This window comes from Cohnella nanjingensis, assembly GCF_014212125.1.
GTDB classification, from domain to species: Bacteria; Bacillota; Bacilli; order Paenibacillales; family Paenibacillaceae; genus Cohnella; species Cohnella nanjingensis.
Genome location: NZ_JACJVP010000020.1, coordinates 59865 through 78849 on the forward strand (window position 1 = coordinate 59865; position 18985 = coordinate 78849).

Here is an 18985-nt window from a genome sequence, read left to right on the forward strand (position 1 = left end):
TTGCAAACGTACAACTTATTCAGAAGAAAATCGAAAAACAATCAAAAAATGGACGAATTAGTTGTATGTTTACAACTTATTGATCGAAATGAAGGTCATACTGTGGAAAAAGTTGTACATTTACAACTGTTCGATCGGCGTTGGAGGTCTGGGGGTCCGGAGGTCCGGAGGTCTTGAGGTCTTGAGGTCCGGAGTTCCAGAAGTCTGGAGGTCTGGAGGTCTGGAGGTCTGAAGGTCTGGAGGTTCGACAAATCTAGGATGACGGAACAATAGGTGCTTANNGCTAACCACCAAATAAGAATCAGATAGGCCAGGTGGATTTTATCGTTGCAGCTCGTAAAGGCCGGATTCGCCGCTGTGCGAACCTATTAGCCTGTCGCAATTTTCATTATTGCCTGTGACCTGGTAAGGTCATGCGTGTTTTTTTAACCGAATCTTAAACGCCGGCCACCCGCCGCCTTAACCTTCGTCCGCTAGGATGTAGTCAGAGGTGATCGAATATGGCCAATCCAACATGGATACTGGAAACGCGGGAGCTTACGAAGCGACTCGGCGGGAAACCCGTCGTGAACGAAGTCAATCTCGCGATCGGAAGGGGGGAGATCTACGGCTTCCTCGGGCCGAACGGGGCGGGCAAGACGACGACGATCCGGATGCTGCTCGGCCTCGCCAAACCGACGAAGGGGAGCGTCCATATCTTCGGCCACGACATCCGCAAGGAGCGGATTCAAATTCTGCGCAAAGTCGGCTCGCTGGTGGAGTACCCTTCGTATTACGGGCACCTTAGCGCGACCGAGAATCTGGAGGCGGTGCGACGGCTGCTGGGCGTGCCGAAGTCGCGTATCGGCGAAGTGCTGTCCATCGTCCGTCTGACGAAGGAAGCGGACCGGGCGGTGAAAGGGTACTCGCTCGGCATGAAGCAGCGGCTAGGCATCGCGACGGCGCTGCTGGGCTCTCCGGAGCTGCTCGTGCTGGACGAGCCGACCAATGGGCTCGATCCCGCGGGCATCCAGGAGATCCGGGAGCTCATCAAGAGCTTGCCGGGCTCGCACGGGGTCACGATCCTCATCTCCAGCCATCTGCTGTCCGAGGTGGAGCAGATGGCGACGCGGGTGGGGATCATCGCCAAGGGGAGCCTGATCTATCAGGACGGCATCCAGATGCTGCGCGAACGGGCCAAGAGCCGAATCCGCTTCGGCGTGAGCGATCCCGAAGCGGCCTGGCGGCTGCTGCTGTCGCACGGCTACCAGGCCGATTGGGACCGGCGCCAGCTCTCCGTCGACCGGACGGACGACCGGACGGTGGCCGCCATCGTCGCGCAGCTGGTCCGGCAAGACCACCAGGTCTACCGGGTCGAAGAGGAGACGGCCTCGCTCGAGCGCATCTTCCTGGAGATGACCGGCACGGAGGGGAGCCTATGATGCTCCGCCTCCTGTCCGCCGAATTTCTGAAGATCCGCAAGAAGCTGCTCTGGCTGCTCGTCGCGCTCGGCCCGGTCGGCGTCGTCGGCCTTCAGGCCGTCAATTTCGGGCTCCGCTACGACTACCTTACCAAGCAGTACGCGCGGGATCTATGGGGCGGTCTCATCACCAACGTGTCGCTCCTCGCGCTGCCTGCGATGTTCATCGGCCTGGCGATCGTGGCTTCCATGTCCGCGGGGATCGAGCATCAGACGAACGCTTGGAAGATGACGCTCGCGCTGCCGATCTCGAAGCGGCAGGCGTTCGGAGCGAAGTTTCTGCTCAACGTTCTGCTGCTGTTCGTCTCCTGCACCTTGCTCGTTCCGTTCACGCTTGCGCTCGGCTGGGCGCTCGGCTTCGCCGCGCCGATCCCGGCGGGGGAGCTGCTGAGGGCCGCTTACTATCCGTTTCTGGCGTGCATGCCGTTCGTCGCGCTGCAGTCGTGGCTGTCCGTCACGTTCGCCAATCAGGCGCTGCCGCTCACGGTCGGCATCATTGGCATGATTGCCGCTATGTTCGGTTCCCGCTTCCCGGATTGGATGCCCTGGAAGTGGCCGCTGCTGGTCAACGCTTGGCATGAGCCGCTGTATTCCGTAGGCCTGGGCCTACTCCTGGGCGCTGCCGTGTTCCTGATCGGCATGCTCGAATTCGCCCGAAAGGATGTGAAGTAGCCATGCTGCGAATGTTCCGCTCGGAATGGCTGAAGATCAGGCGTTCCGTCATGTGGCTGCTGATCGCCGTCAGCCCGCTCATCGCGCTGGCGTTCGGCCTGTTCGGCTTCAAGCAGGAAGGATCGTTCCCTTGGATCGAAGCGCTGTCGCTGCTCTCCGCGCTGCACGCGATGCTGTTCCTGCCGCTGTTGACCGGCATCTACGCGGCGCTGCTCTGCCGGTACGAGCATGCCGGCGGCGGATGGAAGATGATGCTGGCGCTGCCCGTCTCCCGCACGCAGGTCTACTTCGTGAAGTTTGCGGTCCTCATGCTCCTGCTGGCCGCGACGCAGCTCCTCCTCCTGGCCGCGCTGTTGGCCGTCGGCTGGGCGAACGGCATCTCGAGCCCCGTCCCCTGGCGGACGATCTTCGCCTCGCTCGGGGGCGGATGGATCGCTTGCCTGCCGCTCGCGGCGTTGCAGCTATTCGCGTCGGTCGCGTTCCAGAGCTTTGCGGCGCCGCTTGCGGTGAACGTGATCTGCACGCTGCCGAACATGCTCGTGGTCAACTCGGCGCGGGTCGGACCGTACTACCCATGGGCACAGCCCATGCTGGCGATGCTGCCGCGGGAGGACTACGGCTTCGGCGCGTTCAATTTATCCTTGGAGACGCTGACGATCGTGGTGCTCGGCAGTTTCTGCGTCTTCTTCGCGGCCGGCTGGACGTACTTCGCGAAGCGATCGGTCTGACGGGCCGGCGGACCGGCCGGCCCCGGCCTGTCCGGGCGGCGATCGTCGGCATGACAAAGAACGGAGCTTCGCGACGGCGCGTGCTCCGTTCTTGGCGTTCCGGCAGGCTGCCGGGAGGGCGGGTTACTTCAGACCGCCGAGCAGGGGCATAATCGTCTTCACCATGCTCATCCCCATCTTGATCACGGGCATCGCCTTCTGCATGAAGCCGAACAGATCCGTCAGCCCGCTAAGTCCGAATCCGCCGAACCCGCCGAGTCCGCCGGCTGCCGCGCCTCCCGCGGCAGCCCCGGCGCCTTCCGCAGCGGCGGGCAGCAGCCCGGCGATCTTGGCTTGACGCGAACGGAGCGGTTCGGACATGCGCATCCGACCGTCCCCCTGCTTGCCGGAGAGCACCAGTTCTCCGCTCTCCACGCCTGCAACCCATCCCACGTAGTAGCGTCCGTCGTTCAAGACGACGCATACGGGCTGGCCGGCCAGCATGCCGGCTTGCTTGCTCAGCCGCGACGACTTGGGATTTGCCTTCATTCCGATCACCTCGCCTTCCGGTATTATACAATCTATTCACCGGAAAGCGGGGCGATTGTACGTTCACACAGACGCAGCGGCATTCGCGCCGGGGCACGCGCCCGGACACGCAACCCGCGGGCGACGATCTACGACTACGTCGACTTGCAACTGGCGGGAGGGCGATTTTTTACGCCCGACGACAGCGCGAACGAGACGAGCCGGATGCCGAACGCGGCATTCCGCCCGATCGAATCGGTCTGGGCCCACTTCGCCGGCCGGGGCATTCACGCCGCCGACACGGCGTGTATCGACGAAGCGCCGAAGCGTTTGCTCGCGACCCCGGGCGCGGAATAGCGGCTGCGGCAGGATTGCCATTCGAGGCCTCAGATGTTAAAATTACTACCTTAGGAGACGTACCTTAATCACGAGGAGCCAACGATCATGAGTGAAAAGACGCCGATCGAAAAGCAAGTCCAAGTCGTCAAACGCGAATTCCCGAACCTGCCGCTCAACCATCATTCCCGCGTGTTCGTATCCAAGAATCAGAACGACGAGACCGTCGAATGGTTCCAGGATGCCTGGGGCGGATTCGTCCTGGTGAAGAACTACCTAGCCGGCGGCACGATCGAGTACATCTAAGTTCAATCCCGCCCGCCCCGGCGGACCGCAGCTGCCCCCAAGTCTTCGGATTTGGGGGCTTTGTCGTGTCCGACGGCTTCCCGACGAGGCAACTTCATCTTTATTTAATATTTGCTTCACAACGTGTTGAGGATTGCGAGCTACATTGGAGGGAGGACGCCCGTCGCGTCCGCCACGCCTCAATTCGGAAGAAGGAACGTTCATGACTGGCAAACCAGGCGTCTTAATCGTCTATTCCTCGTTCGGCGACGGTCATGTGCAAGCCGCCAGAGCGATACGCCAATCGCTGCTGGCCCAAGGCGTCGAACGGATTCATATGTTGGACCTGCTGGCCGAAGCCCATCCCGGCCTCAACGCGGTCTCCCGGTTCTGTTACTTAAAGAGCGCGGCCCTCGCGCCGAAGCTCTATGGCTACTTCTATGCGCGGTCCGACCGGATGCGGTCCGACGGACCGTTCAACCGGATGCTCCAAGGACTTGGGAAGCGCAAGCTCGCCGAGATCGTTCGGTCGTTTCGGCCGGACGCCGTCGTTCACACCTTTCCCTATCTCGCGATGGCGCAGTTGAACAAAGACTTAGGCTTGTCCATCCCGACGTTTACGGTGCTGACCGATTACGTGCTGCACGCCAGGTGGGTTCACCCAGACACCGACCGCTACTTCGTCGCGAACGAAGCGCTGCGGCAATCGCTGCGGGAGAAGGGCATCCCGGATCACCGGATCGCGGTCAGCGGCATTCCGATTCGCGATGCGTTCCGACGCTCCCTGGACCGGCCGTCGCTGCTCCGGTCGTACGGCCTTCGGAGCGACAGAAGCTATGCGCTCCTCGCGGCCGGCGCCTACGGCGTGCTGAAGGACGTCCGGGCGATGATCCGGACCGTCTTGGACGATACTGATCTCGACGCGATCGTCGTCTGCGGTAGGAACGAGCGGCTCCGCGCGGAGCTGGAGGCGCAGTATTCGGACCAATTGCGCGTCCTCATCCTGGGGTATACCGACCGGATGGAGGAGCTCATGGCCGTATCGTCCTGCTTGCTGACCAAGGCAGGCGGACTGACCTTGACCGAAGCGCTGTCCCAGGCATTGCCGGTCATCGTCTACCGGCCGCTTCCCGGTCAGGAGCAGGGCAACGCCGAGGCGCTATCCGCGATGGGCGCGCTCTATACGGCGAACGATCTAGGGGAGCTCGCCGGCAAGCTGAGACTGCTGGCGCATCCGTCGAACCGCGAGCGGATGCAGGAGGCTGCGCGCGCCGCCTATGCGGGCGCAGCGGCCGACCGCATCGTCTCCGACGTGCTGGACACGGCTGCGCGATACGCGCTGATGCAGCAGCGCGTGTCGCTGTCCGCCGACCGGAAGGGAGTGACCGTCCATGGCTTCCGTTAATTCTGCCGACAAGGCGGCGGGCGCGTTTACCCGCCTCGCGGCCATGCTCCTGTGCATCGAGTGGGTGCGCGGCGCCTTTCTCGTGGCTTACTTGCCGGTCTTCGCGGTATCGCAGATCGGACTCTCGCCCGCGGTCGTCGGGTTGGCCGTGTCTGTCCATTATTTGACGGACAGCGCGATCAAGTCCTTCGCCGGCTACCTGCTCGACAAGTACCGGCCGCGGCTCGTCTTGAACGGGGGATTCGCGTTGGCCTTGGCCGGCTTCGTCCTCATGGCGACGTCCCGGCACGGTTGGGAGCTGGTCGCGGCGTCCGGTTTGCTGGGCGCCGGCTTGTCCCCGGCCTGGATCGTCTGTCTGAGTCAAGTGTCCGAAGAGAATCGGGCGGCAAGCATGGGCAAACTGTATATATACTGGATGGCGGGCCTCGGCCTCGGACCCGTGCTGCTGAATCTCGTATGGGGGGCGGGAGACCGGGCGGCCGTCGCCGCCATCGCCGCGGTCTTCGCGATCGGCTGGCTGCTCGCCGCCGGGGCGCCGGCTCGCGTCGTGTCGCGCGCGCAAGCGCACGTTCCGCTGCGGGAGCAGATCGGCAGGCTGCGTGACGGGCTGAAGCGGAGCAAGCTGCTCCTGCCGGGCATGCTGCTGCAGACGCTGGCTGCCGGCATGCTCGTTCCCTTTCTGTCGACTTTCGCGACCGACCAATTGGGGTTGTCGCACGCCCAGTTCTCCGCGGCGATGATAACGGGCGGCGGAAGCGTCGTCCTCTTGCTCGTCCCGATGGGCAAATGGTACGATTCACGCGGAGGCAAATCGTTCCTGGTCGCGGGACTGGCCGCGTTCGCGCTGTCGCTCTGCGGCTTGACAGGCGTCCATTCGTTCGCCGGCGCGGTGTCCGCCGCACTGCTGATGGGCTGCGCTTACGCGACGCTGCTGCCCGCCTGGAATGCGCTGATGGCGCATCACGTGCCCGCTGACGCCGCAGGCATGGGATGGGGCGTCTTTTCCTCCGTAGAGGGGATCGGCGTCGTGGTCGGACCGCTGCTCGGCAGCGCCCTCGCGTCTGCCGGCGGCGCCGCGGCGCCGTTCTGGGTCAGCGCCGCGATCTTCGGGGCGCTCTCCGTGTGGTACCTGCGCGCCCCATCCAGTCTGTATCCGCATCCGACATCTGCCGATCTCGGCAAGAGCCCGGCCTGAACGATGCGATCGGCAGGGATCGGGGGGCGCCGCGGAGAAAGTAGGGAGAGGCGCCGCGGGTCGCCGATCCCAATGAAACGGAGTATCCTAGTCATGTCTATTCGAACCAAACTGCTCTTGTCGTACGCCGCGATGCTGATCATTCCGCTCGTCCTGTTGCTGACGACCGCGCTGCTGCTCGTCGTCGTGTTCCGGGGCGATCTGCGCAATGTCGCCCATCTCTACGAGACCGAGGTGGAAGGCTTCGAGAAAGGGGACTTCCAGCGCCTCGTCCACCAGACCATCCTACGGAATCCCGACCTGCTGCAGGATCGCCGCTACCTCGACGAGCTCTCCGCCGAGATGAAGGACCAGGACACGTTTCTCGTCGTTCGGCTGGGAGGCGAGACCGCGTATGCCTCGGAAGGCATCCGGTCCCGGGGGGACGTCGTCGCCGCCCTTCCGGCATACCGGCACAACGACTACCAGAACTCGGCTTACGCGAAGCCGTTCGGGAACGAGCTGTATTCCATTTACCAATACGATCTCTTGTCCGCGGACCGCAAGCCGGTCAGCCTGTTCGTGCTGACCCGCATGGACCCGCTCGTTCATTTGGCCCGCCAGTCGTTCCCGATCTTGTTCGCCAGCTCCCTGGTGATCCTCATCCTGACGCATGCGCTGCTGACCTACTTCATGTCCAAGCACATCATCCGCCCGCTGCGCGAGCTGCGCCGGGCGGCAGTCGAGATCAAGGAAGGAAACCTTGCGCGAAGCGTGCAGGTTCAGGGCAAAGACGAGATCGGCCAGCTCGGCATGGCGTTCGAGGAGATGCGGATGAAGCTCCAGCACTCGCTCGAGGTTCAGACCCAGTACGAAGTGAACCGCAAAGAGCTCGTGGCGAACATCTCCCACGATCTGAAGACGCCGATCACCGCCATTCGCGGTTACGTGGACGGCATTCTCGAAGGCGTCGCCGATTCGCCGGAGAAGAGCGAGGCCTATATCCGGACGATCGCGGCCAAGGCGGCCCAGATGGACCACATGATCGATGAATTGTTCCTCTACTCCAAGCTGGATCTGAATCGGCTCCCGTTCCATTTCGAGCCTGTCCCGGTCCAGGCCTTCCTGGCGGATTGGGCGGAGGAGCTGGCGTTCGAGCTGGAGAAGCAGCAGGTGCGGCTGGAACAGCAGCTCTCCCTGGGGGACGACGTCGTGGCTTCGGTGGACCGGGACTCCTTCCGCCGGGTGCTGACGAACGTCATTCAGAACAGCTTGAAGTACATGGACAAACCCGACAAGCGCATCCGTCTGGTAGCCTCCGCCGGGGAAGGCGAGCTCCTCCTGACGATTGCGGACAACGGGCCCGGCATCGATGAGGAAGCCTTGCCGCACATCTTCGACCGGTTCTACCGGGCGGAGCAGTCGCGCAACGCCGACACCGGCGGGAGCGGACTGGGGCTCGCGATCGCGAAGCAGATCATGGAGGGCCACGGCGGCGATATCCGCGCCGACAGCACGGTAGGCGAGGGTACGCGCATTACCCTTATCCTCCCCATTCATCAAGAAGGGACGACGCCAAATTGACCAAATCTATCCTGATCGTCGAAGACGAACGGAGCATCGCCAAGCTGCAGCGGGACTACTTGGAAGCCAGCGGCTTCCGGACCGAGATCGCCGTGAACGGGGAGCTCGGCCTGGAGATGGGCTTGACGGGGCGCTTCGACATGATCGTCCTCGATCTCATGCTGCCGAAGCTTAACGGGTTCGAGGTTTGCAGACAGATCCGCGAGCAGCTCGATCTGCCGATCTTGATGGTCACCGCCAAGCGGGAAGACATCGACGTGATCCGCGGCCTCGGGCTGGGCGCGGACGACTATATCCTGAAGCCCTTCAAGCCCGCCGAGCTCGTCGCGCGGGTCAAGGCGCATCTGGCCCGCTACGAGCGGCTCAAGGGCCGGAGCGGCGCGACGAGCGAAGTCGAGATCCGCGAGCTGCGCCTCGACCCGGATACGCGCAGAGTGTTCGTCCGGGACGCGGAAGTCGCCCTGACGACGAAGGAGTTCGACCTGCTGCATTTTCTGGCGATGCACCCCGACCGGGTATTCAGCAAAGACCAGCTCTTCGAGCGGATCTGGGGCATCGACGCCATGGGCGACACGCAGACGGTGACCGTTCACGTGCGCAAGCTGCGCGAGAAGATCGAGTCCGATCCCGCCAATCCGGCGATGATCGAGACGGTGTGGGGCGCCGGCTACCGCTTGCGGGCATGACCCGGCATCGCCGCGGCGGCGCGCGAGGCACTTAAGCTCCGTGCGACCGCCTGCGGTTGCGGGCCGCTTCGGGGGACGGCAGGCGCGTCCCGTCCGGAGACGGCCGCCGGAGGAGACGCTTCAACGTCGGCCCGTTGGCTAGCGCGGTCCCGGCCATCACCGTCGCCACGCCGAGGCCCGAGATCCAAGCCACCCGCTCGTTCAGGAACAGCGCGCCGACGGCAAGCGCGATCGGCGGCGAGACATAGAGCCAGGTGGCCGGGAAGACGGGGTTGGTCCTCGCGACGAGCCAATAGAACAGACTGTGGCCGAACATCGACCCGACGACCGTCAGGTAGAGCAGGGAGCCGGCGGCGGCCGAATCGGCGAGCGCGCCGACCGGCACGCGTTCGGTGAAGGCGGACAGCGCCAGCAGCATGAGCCCTCCGTACGCCATCTGCACGGCATTGATGGCGATCGGCGATTCGGACGCATGGCGCTGCGTGACCGACTTGGCGTAGATCGCGCCCAGCGCGTAGCCCGCCTCGCCGAGCAGGACGACGCCGCTGCCGATCCACCAGCGGGGATGGGCGCCTTCGGCGAGATGAGGGAGCATGATCAAGACGACGCCCGCGAAGCCGACGGCGCACCCGGCTGCGGACAGCAGCGAGGTCCGCTGCCGCCAGACGACCGCCTGCAGGACGAGGATCATCATCGGCCCCGTGGCGGACAAGACCGCGGCGATGCCGGAGGAGACGTACTGTTCGGCCCAATAGAGCGCGGCGAACGTGACGAAGGTCAGGCAGAAGCCCGACAGGGCCAACGCCTTGCGCAGCAGCAGACCGAACCGGGCTTTGCCCCTAAGCGCCATCCACAGGAACAGGATGGCCCCGGCGGCCAGAAAACGAATGCCGGCGAGGAAAAACGGGGGCGCCTCGGCGCTCACCCCGACCTTGATCGCAAGGAAAGTCGTGCCGAAGATCAGGCACATGAAAGCGTAATTAAACAGAACCAGCATATGGGAGACTCCCCTTTCTGCTGCTCATCATACCGGAAAGAAACATAGAACAGATGGATCTCCCTAGAACAGATTCGCGCGCGATGGGGTACGATAGGTCAAGGGGGGATCGGAATGGAAAGCTTGGAAGATGGGCTGGAGGAGCGGCGGCGGTACGTCCGGATCAGGGACGCGCTCGCGCAGCGCATCGCCGGCGGCGAATGGCGGGCGCACGACAAGCTGCCGTCGGTCCGGCAGCTAGCCGCGCAATATGAAGTGAACCGGCTCACGGCGTACAAAGCATGCCGCCTCCTCCAAACGGACGGATGGATCTACGCGAAGGAAAAATCCGGCTATTACGTCAGCGGGGACGAGCCTGCTCCGGAGAGCGCGGCCGCACCGCCGGACGCTCCCGAAGGCTTGCGCGTATCCGGCAGGCTGCGCAACGAGATGTTCGACATTCAAGGCATACCGGTCGCTTATCAGTTCTCGCAGGCGCTGATCGATCCGAACCTGCTTCCGAATTTGTACATGTCCGAATACGTGAAGCGCGTCTTCGACCTGTATCCGAAGCTGATCGGCACGTATGCGACGGCGCAGGGAGACGAAGAACTGCGCGAAGCGCTGGCCGGACGGATGTCCGCCGACATGCGGGACGACTTGCGGCGGGACGACCTGCTCATCACGACGGGCGCCCAGCAAGCGATCGACCTCATCTCCCGCACGTTCCTCCGGTCCCGTGACGCCATCTTGATCGAAAGGCCTACATATAGCGCGGCCATCGCGATCTTCCGGCATCAAGGCGTCCGCATGCTGCCCGTCGACATCCGGCCGGACGGATACGATCTGGCGCAAGTCGAGGCGTTGATGCGGGTTCATCGGCCCCGGCTGTTCTATATGAATCCGACCTTCCACAATCCGACGGGGTACACGGTTCCGACCGCCCAGCGCAAACGGCTGGTGGAGCTCGCCGAGCGCTACCGCTGCCTGCTGGTCGAGGACGACGCCTTCCGCGAGATGTACTTCGAGGAACCGCCGCCGCCGCCTCTGTTCGCTTACGACACGGAGGGCTGGGTCGTCTATCTTCGCAGCTACAGCAAATACGTCGCGCCAGGCTTGCGGATCTGCGCGGTCGCCGGGCACCGGACCGCGATCGCCCCGCTCGTGACGGCCAAGTCGCTGGCGGACAACGGGACGCCGCTCGTGAACCAGAAGATCTTCCTTCACTATCTGCTCTCCGAACGGATGCGGCAGCACGTGGAGAAGCTCCGTACTGCCCTTCAGATCCGGCGGGACATCATGGAGGAAGAGCTTTGCGCGACCGGATGGCAGTGGACGACGCCGCGAGGCGGATTGAATCTGTGGCTCCGGACGAACGAAGACCTAGAGGTGGAAGCGCTGTTGCGGGAGAGCCTGCGGCAGTCGTTGTCGTTCGTGCCCGGCGCCATCTGCGATCCCTTCGGCGGATCGGCATCGCATATCCGGCTGAGCTACGCCTTCGCGAACGAATCGCTCGTGCGGGAAGGCGTTCGCAGGCTCGCTGCCATCGCAAGAACGATTTGACATTCGATACTGTAATAAATATAATTACAGTATATCCCCACTACGCGAAACGGCGGTGAATGTCATGAACTTCGAGATCGGCGATTGGGTCATGGGCCATACGGGAGAAGGCGAGCTGGTACAGGGATTCGTGGAGCGCGTTAATGTCCTGCAGGGGACTTTGGGCATTCACGTGGTCGCTTCGGATCACGAAGAGGCGGTCGGCAGGGCGATCGACGTCCGCGAGCGCGGCACGAAGAAGATGCCCGAATTCGCGTTTGATCGCGCCGAACCGATCCTGAGCATGATCGACCTGGCGCTGATGACGCATGACGAGCATTGGTTTAACGAACTGTCCGGCAAGCTGCGCGATATTCGGAGTGCTTCCGGCAGCGCCGAGGAAGCGTCCAACGTCCCGGCATCGGTCCGCAACCGGCTGGGCACCTGCTCGTTAAGATAATCCGCGCGTCCGGACTACTCGGTCTTGAGCGTTCCTCTTCGGAGGAACGCTTTTTCGTTATTGAGGTGTTCCGGCCAAGATTCTGTTCTTCTTATGCTTGACATAGGGCGGCGCAGCTAAAGCGTGAGAAGGGCAAGGACATGATTCTATTGGAGCTGTGCTCCGACAGGAGCTGTAACGATACATTTTATCGTTACAGGTGGGGAGAGCACTCCGACAGGAGCTGTAACGATACTTTTTATCGTTACAGGGGGGGAGAGCCCGCCGACAGGAGCTGTAACGATACTATTTATCGTTACAGGGGGGTAGAGCGCACCGATAGGAGCTGTAACGATACTTTTTATCGTTACAGGAGGGGAGAGCGCACCGACAGGAGCTGTAACGATACTTTTTATGGGTATTCGGATTTTATAGTGGAACAGGGCTAATAATTCGCCCTTCTCCAATTTCTCAATCAAGGTGGAAATGTCGATACCAAGAAGCCCGAACTAATTGCCGGGCAGTTGGATGCCGCGCCAGCCGCTTACATCGCATTGGCCATATTCATTATTACCCACAGCAACCACCGTGCCGTCCGATTTAAGGCCGAGAGTATGAGCGCAACCTGCCGCAACTGCCACAATATCGCGCCAGCCGCTTACATTGCATTGGTCATGTTCATTCCAACCCACAGCCGCCACAGTACCGTCCGATTTAAGGCCGATGGTATGATTACTACCCGCCGCTATCGCCACAATACCGCGCCAGCCGCTTACATCGCATTGGCCATGCTTATTCAAACCCGCAGCCGCCACCGTGCCGTCCGGTTTAAGCCCGACGGTATGAAGGTAACCCGCCGCTGCCGCTACTATGTCGCGCCAGCCGCTTACATTGCATTGGCCATACCGATTATTACCCACAATCGTCACCGTGCCGTCCGATTTAAGCCCGACGGTATGCCAGTCACCCGCCGCAACCGCCACCATATCACGCCAGCCGCTTACATTGCATTGGCCTTCATGATTTCGACCCGCAGCCACCCCCGTGCCATCCGATTTAAGCCCGACGGTACGACGCCAACCCGCCGCAACCGCTACAATATCGCGCCAGTCGTTTACATCGCATTGGTCATGCTTATTCCAACCCACAGCCGCCACCGTTCCGTCAGATGTAAGACCGATTGTATGAGCATTACCCGTGTTCGTCGCCATATGAACATTACCCGCCGCAACCGCCACGATATCGCGCCAGCCGCTTACATCACATTGGCCATATTTATTATCACCCACAGCCGTCACCGTTCCGTCCGATTTAAGGCCAACGGTATGACGACGACCCGCCGCTATGGTATCTTTAGGCCACCGTTTCACCTTTAACGCCGCTTCAATCGGTGAAATGTAATCCATGTATACCTCCTTGATATAACAACACAATGTTATTGAGCGTCTTTCAACTATATTTTCCGAAGAGCCCTTTTTATCGTTACAGGTGGGGAGAGCACTCCGACAGGTGCTGTAACGATACATTTTATCGTTACAGTTCGGTGACGCTCTCCCTCTGCTGACCCGCACCCCTCGCGCAACAAGCCGATTTCCTCTAAAGCTAGTATTTTCACGGCTCAGAATGGAAATGATAGGTACTATTCCGCTAGAAGGAGAGTGCCTATGCAAGCGTTCTGGAAAGGAACCGTACAGATCGCGAAGCTTCAAGTTCCGATCAAGCTTTATGCCGCTACCGAGGAGAAGACCGTTTCTTTCCGGCAGCAGCACCGGGCTTGCAGCCATGCGATCGCTTATCAAAAATACTGCGCGCACTGCGAGACGGCGGTAGAGCCGGCGGAGGTCGGGAAGGCGTACGACCTCGGGGGTGGTCAGTTCATCGAGATCGAAGAGAGCGAGCTCAAGCTGCTCGCGCCCGCGTCGGACAAGACTTTCTATATCGAGCATTTCGTCCGTTCGGCAGACATCGAGCCCTATTATATGAAGAAGCATTACTTTATCGGGATGGACGAGGTGGGGGAGCAGGCGTTCCGCGTACTCCATGCCGGGCTGTTCAAGCTGAAGCGGACGGGCATCGGCTATATCACGCTGCGGTCGGTCCAGCAGCTCGCGGCGCTCTGGGCGACCAAGGAGGGGCTTATGCTCACGACGCTGCATTACGCGGATGAAGTGCGTCCGGCCTTGTCGGCAGGGAGTCCCGCAGCCGGACCCTTCGCGCAGCCGGAGCTGCTGGAAGCGTTCGGTTCGCTCGTGTCGGGCATGTCCGTCCCCTTCGATCCGACCGAATACAGGAACGTCTACCAGGAGGCGGTCAAGCGGCTGATCGATGCCAAGATCGCCCATCGGATTCCGAACGGCCCGCATCCTGCGCCGGTCGCAGAGGACGGGGAGAACCTGGTCGACTTCTTGTCCGCCGTCGAGCGGAGTCTCGCCCATATCGGGCAGGAACCCGTACCGAAGACGGACAAGAAGGCCAAGCGGGCAAAGGCGGCGAAGTAGCGGCGGCCGGCCGGCAACGAAGGGGGAGGGCGGGGTTAAGGCGCGCGCCGCAGGGTGAACACCGCGACTTCGGGCACGCTCCCGAAACGCAGCTTCATGCGCGTGGTCCCGACGCCCCGATTGACGTAGAGCAGATAAGGCCGCGCCGGATCGAACCGGCCCGTGAGCCGGTACAGGCCGGCGACGTACTTGCGCCCCAACTTGGTGCGGACGAGCGCGCCCAGTCCAGGCAGGCGGACTTGCCCGCCATGGCTGTGGCCGGAGAGCTGGAGATCGACCGGATAACGCGTATAGCCGTCGGCGGGGTCGGGTTCGTGCGCGAGCAGCAGGTTGAAGTCGCCGGCTTGCAGCCTGGACAGCGTATTCCTCGCGTCCGGTCGGCCGAGGACGCAATCGTCCAAGCCGGCCAGGACGATGGATTCGCCGTTCGGCAGCCGCACGCGCTCGGTCCGGTTGACGAGGACGGTAAAGCCGGCCCTCGTCAAGATCGGTCCGGCGGACCGCTTCATCCGGCTGTACCCGAAGTCGTGGTTGCCGTAGACGGCATACTTGCCCAGCGGCGCACGGAGACGGGACAGGACATGGGAGGCGCCGGGGTTCGCCTCGGCATTGCGCCGGCGGGAATCGAACAGATCGCCGGTGAAGACGAGCAGATCCGGCTCCAGCGCATTCAACGTGCCGATGAGCGCTTCGAACCGTTCCATCGGATAATGGGGACCGACGTGCGTATCGCTGAATTGGACGATCCGCTTGCCTTCGAAGCCCGGAGGCACGTAGGGGGATGCGATCTCGCGCCGGGTGACGGACAGTCTCCTCGGCTCCACCGCTACGCTGTACGCGACGATCGAGACGGCGCCCAACAAGACGGCGCATCCCGCGAGAAGAACCGCGATCATCACCATTCACAGCTCCTCTCTCATCCATTAAGCATACCAAAAATGGGGGGTTAAGTAAAAACGGCCGCGTCGTCTTCGGGCGCCGTCGCGAGCAACCGCCCGCATGCCGCTTACAGCTAGCTTATGCCGGGGCACCTAGGTTGCGAACGCTTCCCGGATCGGAGCGCGTCCCGCCCTCGAACGCGCCACCCCTGCAGCGGCGCAGCAGCAAAGGCGGAGGCGAGACTAGGACGGCCAAGAGGCTGCGTCCCATCCGGCAAGAACCGGGAGGGCGCAGCCTCTTGGCGCGTCTATCGGCCGTCCGGCGCTACTCCTTGTTCATCAGCACCACGACCGCTTTGTAGAGGATCACTACCGAGAAAAGGACGATCGCGATCAAGCCGACGGCGTCGACGATGTCCGCGAGTCCCGAGGAGACCACGCGGCCGAACGGCGCCATCACCAAGGCCATCCCGGCGAAAACGCCGGCCGTCGCATGCAGAAGCTTCTTGTACAGATCGATCACTCCCTTCGGCGTGACGTTTATTATCATGTGCGGGAAGCGGACGAGCGGTGTGGACGAGTGCCTTGAACGCCGCGGACGGGGCGTCCGTCCCGGGGAGGGGAGAGGTGCGGCCGGATTGGATAAAAAGGGTAAAGGTAGACCATAGTAGCCAAGTAATAACGGTTTCGCCGTCTTCCCGGAAGCGGCGAAGCGTTTTGAACCGAGACGTATTGGCAAATATTCGGCGGAACCTATACTTCTGATACGACAAAAAGAGGAGAGGGAGCGATAAGGCCATGAACTCGCTAGCGCTCATGCGGGAAACCAAGCATCGGAAGCTGCTCATCAGCGCGGGCCTCAGCTGGCTGTTCGACGCGATGGACGTCGGGATGGTGTCGTTCATCGTGGCGGCCCTTGCCGTTGAGTGGGAGCTCGGCGCCCATCAGATCGGCCTGCTGACCGCGCTGAATTCGGTCGGCATGGCCGTCGGGGCGGCGGTGGCCGGCTCTTTGGCGGACCGATACGGTCGGCGGGCGATCCTGCTCTGGACGCTGCTCGTCTTCTCAGCGGCCAGCGGCTTGTCCGCGCTCGCCGCCAGCTTCGCGGCGCTGTGCGCGCTCCGGTTCGTGGCGGGATTCGGGCTGGGCGGGGAGCTGCCCGTCGCATCGACGCTCGTCTCGGAATCCGTCCCGGCGCCGGAACGCGGCCGCGCCGTCGTGCTGCTGGAGAGCTTCTGGGCGGGCGGATGGATCGTAGCCGCCCTAATCTCCTACTTCGTCATCCCGGACTACGGCTGGCGGATCGCGTTCGTCATCGGCGCTTTGCCGTGCTTCTACGCCCTCTATCTTCGCAGGGCTATCCAGGACTCGCCGGTTTACCGCGATACGGCGGACCGCGGCCGCCGTCTGACGATCCGGGCGCGAATCGCGTCCGTATGGTCGGCTTCCTACCGCAAGTCTACGATCGCGCTTTGGATTCTCTGGTTCACCGTCGTCTTTTCCTATTACGGCATGTTCCTGTGGCTCCCGACTTTGATGGTGCTGAAGGGATTCGCGCTCGTCAAGAGCTTTCAGTACGTCCTCATCATCACGTTGGCCCAGCTGCCCGGCTACTTCACGGCGGCTTACCTGATTGAGCGGTTCGGGCGAAAGTTCGTGCTCGTCACCTACTTGCTGCTGACGGCCGCATGCGCCGTCTGGTTCGGGAACGCGGGCTCGGCCGGCATGCTGGTCGCGGCGGGCGCCTGTCTGTCCTTCTTCAATCTGGGAGCATGGGGCGCGATGTATGCCTATACGCCGGAGCTCTATCCGACCGCCGTCCGCTCGACGGGCGTCGGGTTGGCGGCATCCTTCGGCCGCATCGGCGGGGTGATCGGTCCCTATCTCGTCGGCGATCTGGTCGCCCGGGGGACGGACGTGAAGACGGTATTCTTCGTGTTCTTCACGGCGATCGTCGCGGGTGCGTTCGCGCTTCTGATCCTCGGCCCCGAGACCAAGGGGGTCGACCCGGACGCCCGAGCGGGATGACCTGCCGAGGCGCGCATCCCGGCTCGGCTACCCTTCGCGACGCGGTTCCGATATAATAGAGGTTCAGGGCATCATTCGCTGGAGGGAATCATTGTGTCGAATTTAATGAGCAACAAGACGATCGTCGTCATGGGCGTCGCCAACGAGCGCAGCATCGCTTGGGGGATCGCCAAAGCCTTGCACCGCGAAGGCGCGAAGCTGATCTTTACGTACCGGAAGGAGCGTTCGCTGGACAAGCTGACCAAGCTGCTCGCCGAGCACGACATCGCGCCGCTGCTGACGGTCTCCTGCGACGTGTCGAGCGACGAGAGCGTCGCCGAAGCGTTCGCGCGAATCGGCGCGGAAGCCGGCGCCGTCCAAGGGGTCGTGCACTCCGTGGCGTTCGCCGACAAGGACGAGCTGCAGGGCGAATTCGTTGATACGACGAGAGAGGGCTATATGCTGGCGCAGGACTCGAGCGCGTTCTCGCTCGTGGCCGTGGCGCGCGAAGCCCGGAAGATCATGCCCGAAGGCGGAAGCATCGTCACCCAGACCTATATCGGCGCGGAACGCGTCGTCCGCAACTATAACGTCATGGGCGTCGCCAAGGCCGCGCTGGAAGCGAGCGTCCGGTACTTGGCGGAGGACCTTGGGAAGTACGGCATCCGGGTGAACGCGATCTCCGCCGGACCGATCAGGACGCTCGCCGCCAAGGGCGTCTCCGGCTTCAACGACATCATGTCCGCGATCGAGGAGCGGGCGCCGCTGCGCCGCAACGTCGACCAAGCGGAAGTCGGGGACGCGACGATGTTCCTCTTGAGCGGCTTGTCGCGCGGCGTGACCGGCGAAGTACTGCACGTGGACGCCGGCTATCACATTATGGGGCTGTAGCGATGGCGAACCGAGCCCCGGATGCGAAGACCGCGCCCGAAGCGCCCAAGCTGCCCCGCGATCTGCCGGAGCTGCCGCTGCCCGCGGGTATCCCGACGGAGGAGTCTTTCCGGCGGGGAATCATGAGCAGCGGCGCGATCGAAGAGCAAGCCGCGAGCCGCGTCTCGTTCGACGAGATCGTTTTCCGCAACGTAACCTTCAGCCGGAACGCGTTCGCCGAGCTGGAGATGACCGACGTCCTCTTCGACAAGTGCGACCTGTCCAACGCGGACTTCGCGCGCGCGAACGTGCACCGGGCGGTGTTCCGAAACTGCAAGATCATGGGACTCGACCTGTCGGAGGCGACGCTGCGCAACGTCCTATTCGAAGGCTGCTCGGGCGATTACGCCAACTTCCGGTTCGCCGATCTGAAGCGGGTGTCGTTTCAAGCATGCGCCCTGCGCCAAGCGGACTTTTACAGCGCAAAGTTCGAGAAGGTCGCTTTCGGCCAGTCGGATCTGGACCGCGCCCAGCTGTCCGGCACGAAGCTCGCGGGCGTCGACCTGAGCGACTGCGAGTTCATGCAGCTCGGCGTCGAGGCGGACAATCTGCAGGGCTGCATCATCTCGGCGGGACAGGCCGCCGTATTCGCGAACCTGTTCGGACTCATCATCAAAGAATGAAGCAAGCTCTTAGCTATTTTCCCGGGTACAGGCGAAGCGGACGCGATCCGCTTCGTTTTTTTTATTAAAATGGGTCTTGGCCATTAACGCTTTCAGGGCTTACACACCTAATAATCGTAGGGAATATTCGTCTTCTGTTGGGCAAAGGCCGCCCGGACTTCATGGGATGAGACCTGTCCGGTGGTGCTTGATGGTGGTGCTCGCTGGTGGTGCTTTCTCGTGGTGGCTGCTCCCCAATAAATTGTATTCAAAGTCA

At 62.4% G+C, this 18985-nt stretch carries 20 protein-coding genes; 15 read left to right on the plus strand and 5 right to left on the minus strand.

The window, feature by feature from the left end; translation table 11 throughout:
• Positions 1–500: 500 nt before the first annotated feature.
• Genes H7C19_RS11720 through H7C19_RS11730 form a run of 3 tightly spaced genes read left to right on the plus strand, consistent with a single transcriptional unit; the run spans position 501 to position 2859 of the window.
• The gene (locus tag H7C19_RS11720) at positions 501–1421 is read left to right on the plus strand and encodes an ABC transporter ATP-binding protein (RefSeq protein WP_185142828.1); all 921 of its coding nucleotides are present in this window, start codon (positions 501–503) and stop codon (positions 1419–1421) included.
• A complete protein-coding gene (locus tag H7C19_RS11725) occupies positions 1418–2131 on the plus strand; it encodes an ABC transporter permease (protein WP_185142829.1) in 714 nt (237 codons plus the stop codon). The genes H7C19_RS11720 and H7C19_RS11725 overlap by 4 nt, the downstream gene beginning before the upstream one ends.
• A gap of 2 nt (positions 2132–2133) precedes the next feature.
• Positions 2134–2859: an ABC transporter permease gene (locus H7C19_RS11730; RefSeq protein WP_185142830.1), complete on the plus strand. Its 726-nt coding sequence runs from the start codon at positions 2134–2136 to the stop codon at positions 2857–2859.
• Positions 2860–2982: 123 nt separating this feature from the next.
• Here the strand turns inward: H7C19_RS11730 and H7C19_RS11735 are convergent, their stop codons facing one another.
• Positions 2983–3387, minus strand: coding sequence for a hypothetical protein (locus H7C19_RS11735; RefSeq protein ID WP_185142831.1), 405 nt, complete (start codon positions 3385–3387; stop codon positions 2983–2985).
• A gap of 144 nt (positions 3388–3531) precedes the next feature.
• Between H7C19_RS11735 and H7C19_RS11740 the strand changes: the two genes are divergently transcribed.
• The 6 genes from H7C19_RS11740 to H7C19_RS11765 all read left to right on the plus strand — a co-directional run bounded on the left by H7C19_RS11740 (position 3532) and on the right by H7C19_RS11765 (position 8836).
• On the plus strand, positions 3532–3723 hold the full coding sequence (locus tag H7C19_RS11740; RefSeq protein ID WP_185142832.1) for a hypothetical protein: 192 nt from the start codon (positions 3532–3534) through the stop codon (positions 3721–3723).
• Positions 3724–3810: 87 nt separating this feature from the next.
• On the plus strand, positions 3811–4008 hold the full coding sequence (locus H7C19_RS11745; protein WP_185142833.1) for a hypothetical protein: 198 nt from the start codon (positions 3811–3813) through the stop codon (positions 4006–4008).
• Between the two features lie 202 nt (positions 4009–4210).
• A complete protein-coding gene (locus H7C19_RS11750; protein WP_185142834.1) occupies positions 4211–5392 on the plus strand; it encodes an MGDG synthase family glycosyltransferase in 1182 nt (393 codons plus the stop codon).
• Positions 5379–6587 carry an MFS transporter gene (locus tag H7C19_RS11755; RefSeq protein ID WP_185142835.1) on the plus strand — a complete coding sequence of 403 codons (1209 nt, stop codon included), beginning with the start codon at positions 5379–5381 and terminating at the stop codon, positions 6585–6587. Before H7C19_RS11750 ends, H7C19_RS11755 begins: the two co-directional genes overlap by 14 nt.
• Before the next feature lie 93 nt (positions 6588–6680).
• A complete protein-coding gene (locus H7C19_RS11760; protein ID WP_185142836.1) occupies positions 6681–8150 on the plus strand; it encodes a sensor histidine kinase in 1470 nt (489 codons plus the stop codon).
• Positions 8147–8836 (plus strand): response regulator transcription factor, encoded by a 690-nt coding sequence (locus H7C19_RS11765; protein ID WP_185142837.1) that lies wholly within the window; start codon positions 8147–8149, stop codon positions 8834–8836. Before H7C19_RS11760 ends, H7C19_RS11765 begins: the two co-directional genes overlap by 4 nt.
• A gap of 31 nt (positions 8837–8867) precedes the next feature.
• Here H7C19_RS11765 and H7C19_RS11770 read toward each other — a convergent pair whose 3' ends face one another.
• Entirely contained in the window at positions 8868–9833 is a 966-nt protein-coding gene (locus tag H7C19_RS11770; RefSeq protein ID WP_313731580.1) for a DMT family transporter, read from the minus strand.
• A gap of 114 nt (positions 9834–9947) precedes the next feature.
• On the opposite strand from H7C19_RS11770, the gene H7C19_RS11775 reads away from it, so the two are divergent.
• Both H7C19_RS11775 and H7C19_RS11780 read left to right on the plus strand, forming a co-directional pair.
• Positions 9948–11375 carry an aminotransferase-like domain-containing protein gene (locus H7C19_RS11775; protein WP_185142838.1) on the plus strand — a complete coding sequence of 476 codons (1428 nt, stop codon included), beginning with the start codon at positions 9948–9950 and terminating at the stop codon, positions 11373–11375.
• 55 nt (positions 11376–11430) lie between these two features.
• Positions 11431–11814: a hypothetical protein gene (locus H7C19_RS11780; protein ID WP_221469201.1), complete on the plus strand. Its 384-nt coding sequence runs from the start codon at positions 11431–11433 to the stop codon at positions 11812–11814.
• Positions 11815–12302: 488 nt separating this feature from the next.
• Here H7C19_RS11780 and H7C19_RS11785 read toward each other — a convergent pair whose 3' ends face one another.
• The gene (locus tag H7C19_RS11785) at positions 12303–13199 is read right to left on the minus strand and encodes an RCC1 domain-containing protein (protein ID WP_185142840.1); all 897 of its coding nucleotides are present in this window, start codon (positions 13197–13199) and stop codon (positions 12303–12305) included.
• A 258-nt stretch (positions 13200–13457) separates the two neighbouring features.
• On the opposite strand from H7C19_RS11785, the gene ku reads away from it, so the two are divergent.
• Positions 13458–14291 (plus strand): non-homologous end joining protein Ku, encoded by an 834-nt coding sequence (gene ku / locus H7C19_RS11790; RefSeq protein WP_185142841.1) that lies wholly within the window; start codon positions 13458–13460, stop codon positions 14289–14291.
• 35 nt (positions 14292–14326) lie between these two features.
• On the opposite strand, the gene H7C19_RS11795 is transcribed toward ku, so the two are convergent.
• Complete coding sequence (locus tag H7C19_RS11795; RefSeq protein WP_246469446.1) at positions 14327–15187, minus strand: metallophosphoesterase; 861 nt, start codon at positions 15185–15187, stop codon at positions 14327–14329.
• A gap of 307 nt (positions 15188–15494) precedes the next feature.
• On the minus strand, positions 15495–15719 hold the full coding sequence (locus tag H7C19_RS11800; protein ID WP_185142843.1) for a hypothetical protein: 225 nt from the start codon (positions 15717–15719) through the stop codon (positions 15495–15497).
• Positions 15720–15967: 248 nt separating this feature from the next.
• Between H7C19_RS11800 and H7C19_RS11805 the strand changes: the two genes are divergently transcribed.
• The 3 genes from H7C19_RS11805 to H7C19_RS11815 all read left to right on the plus strand — a co-directional run bounded on the left by H7C19_RS11805 (position 15968) and on the right by H7C19_RS11815 (position 18729).
• Positions 15968–17197, plus strand: a complete 1230-nt coding sequence (locus tag H7C19_RS11805; RefSeq protein ID WP_185142844.1) for a niacin permease NiaP — start codon at positions 15968–15970, stop codon at positions 17195–17197.
• A gap of 105 nt (positions 17198–17302) precedes the next feature.
• The gene (gene fabI / locus H7C19_RS11810) at positions 17303–18067 is read left to right on the plus strand and encodes an enoyl-ACP reductase FabI (RefSeq protein WP_185142894.1); all 765 of its coding nucleotides are present in this window, start codon (positions 17303–17305) and stop codon (positions 18065–18067) included.
• A 2-nt stretch (positions 18068–18069) separates the two neighbouring features.
• Entirely contained in the window at positions 18070–18729 is a 660-nt protein-coding gene (locus H7C19_RS11815) for a pentapeptide repeat-containing protein (RefSeq protein WP_185142845.1), read from the plus strand.
• Positions 18730–18985 lie beyond the last annotated feature (256 nt).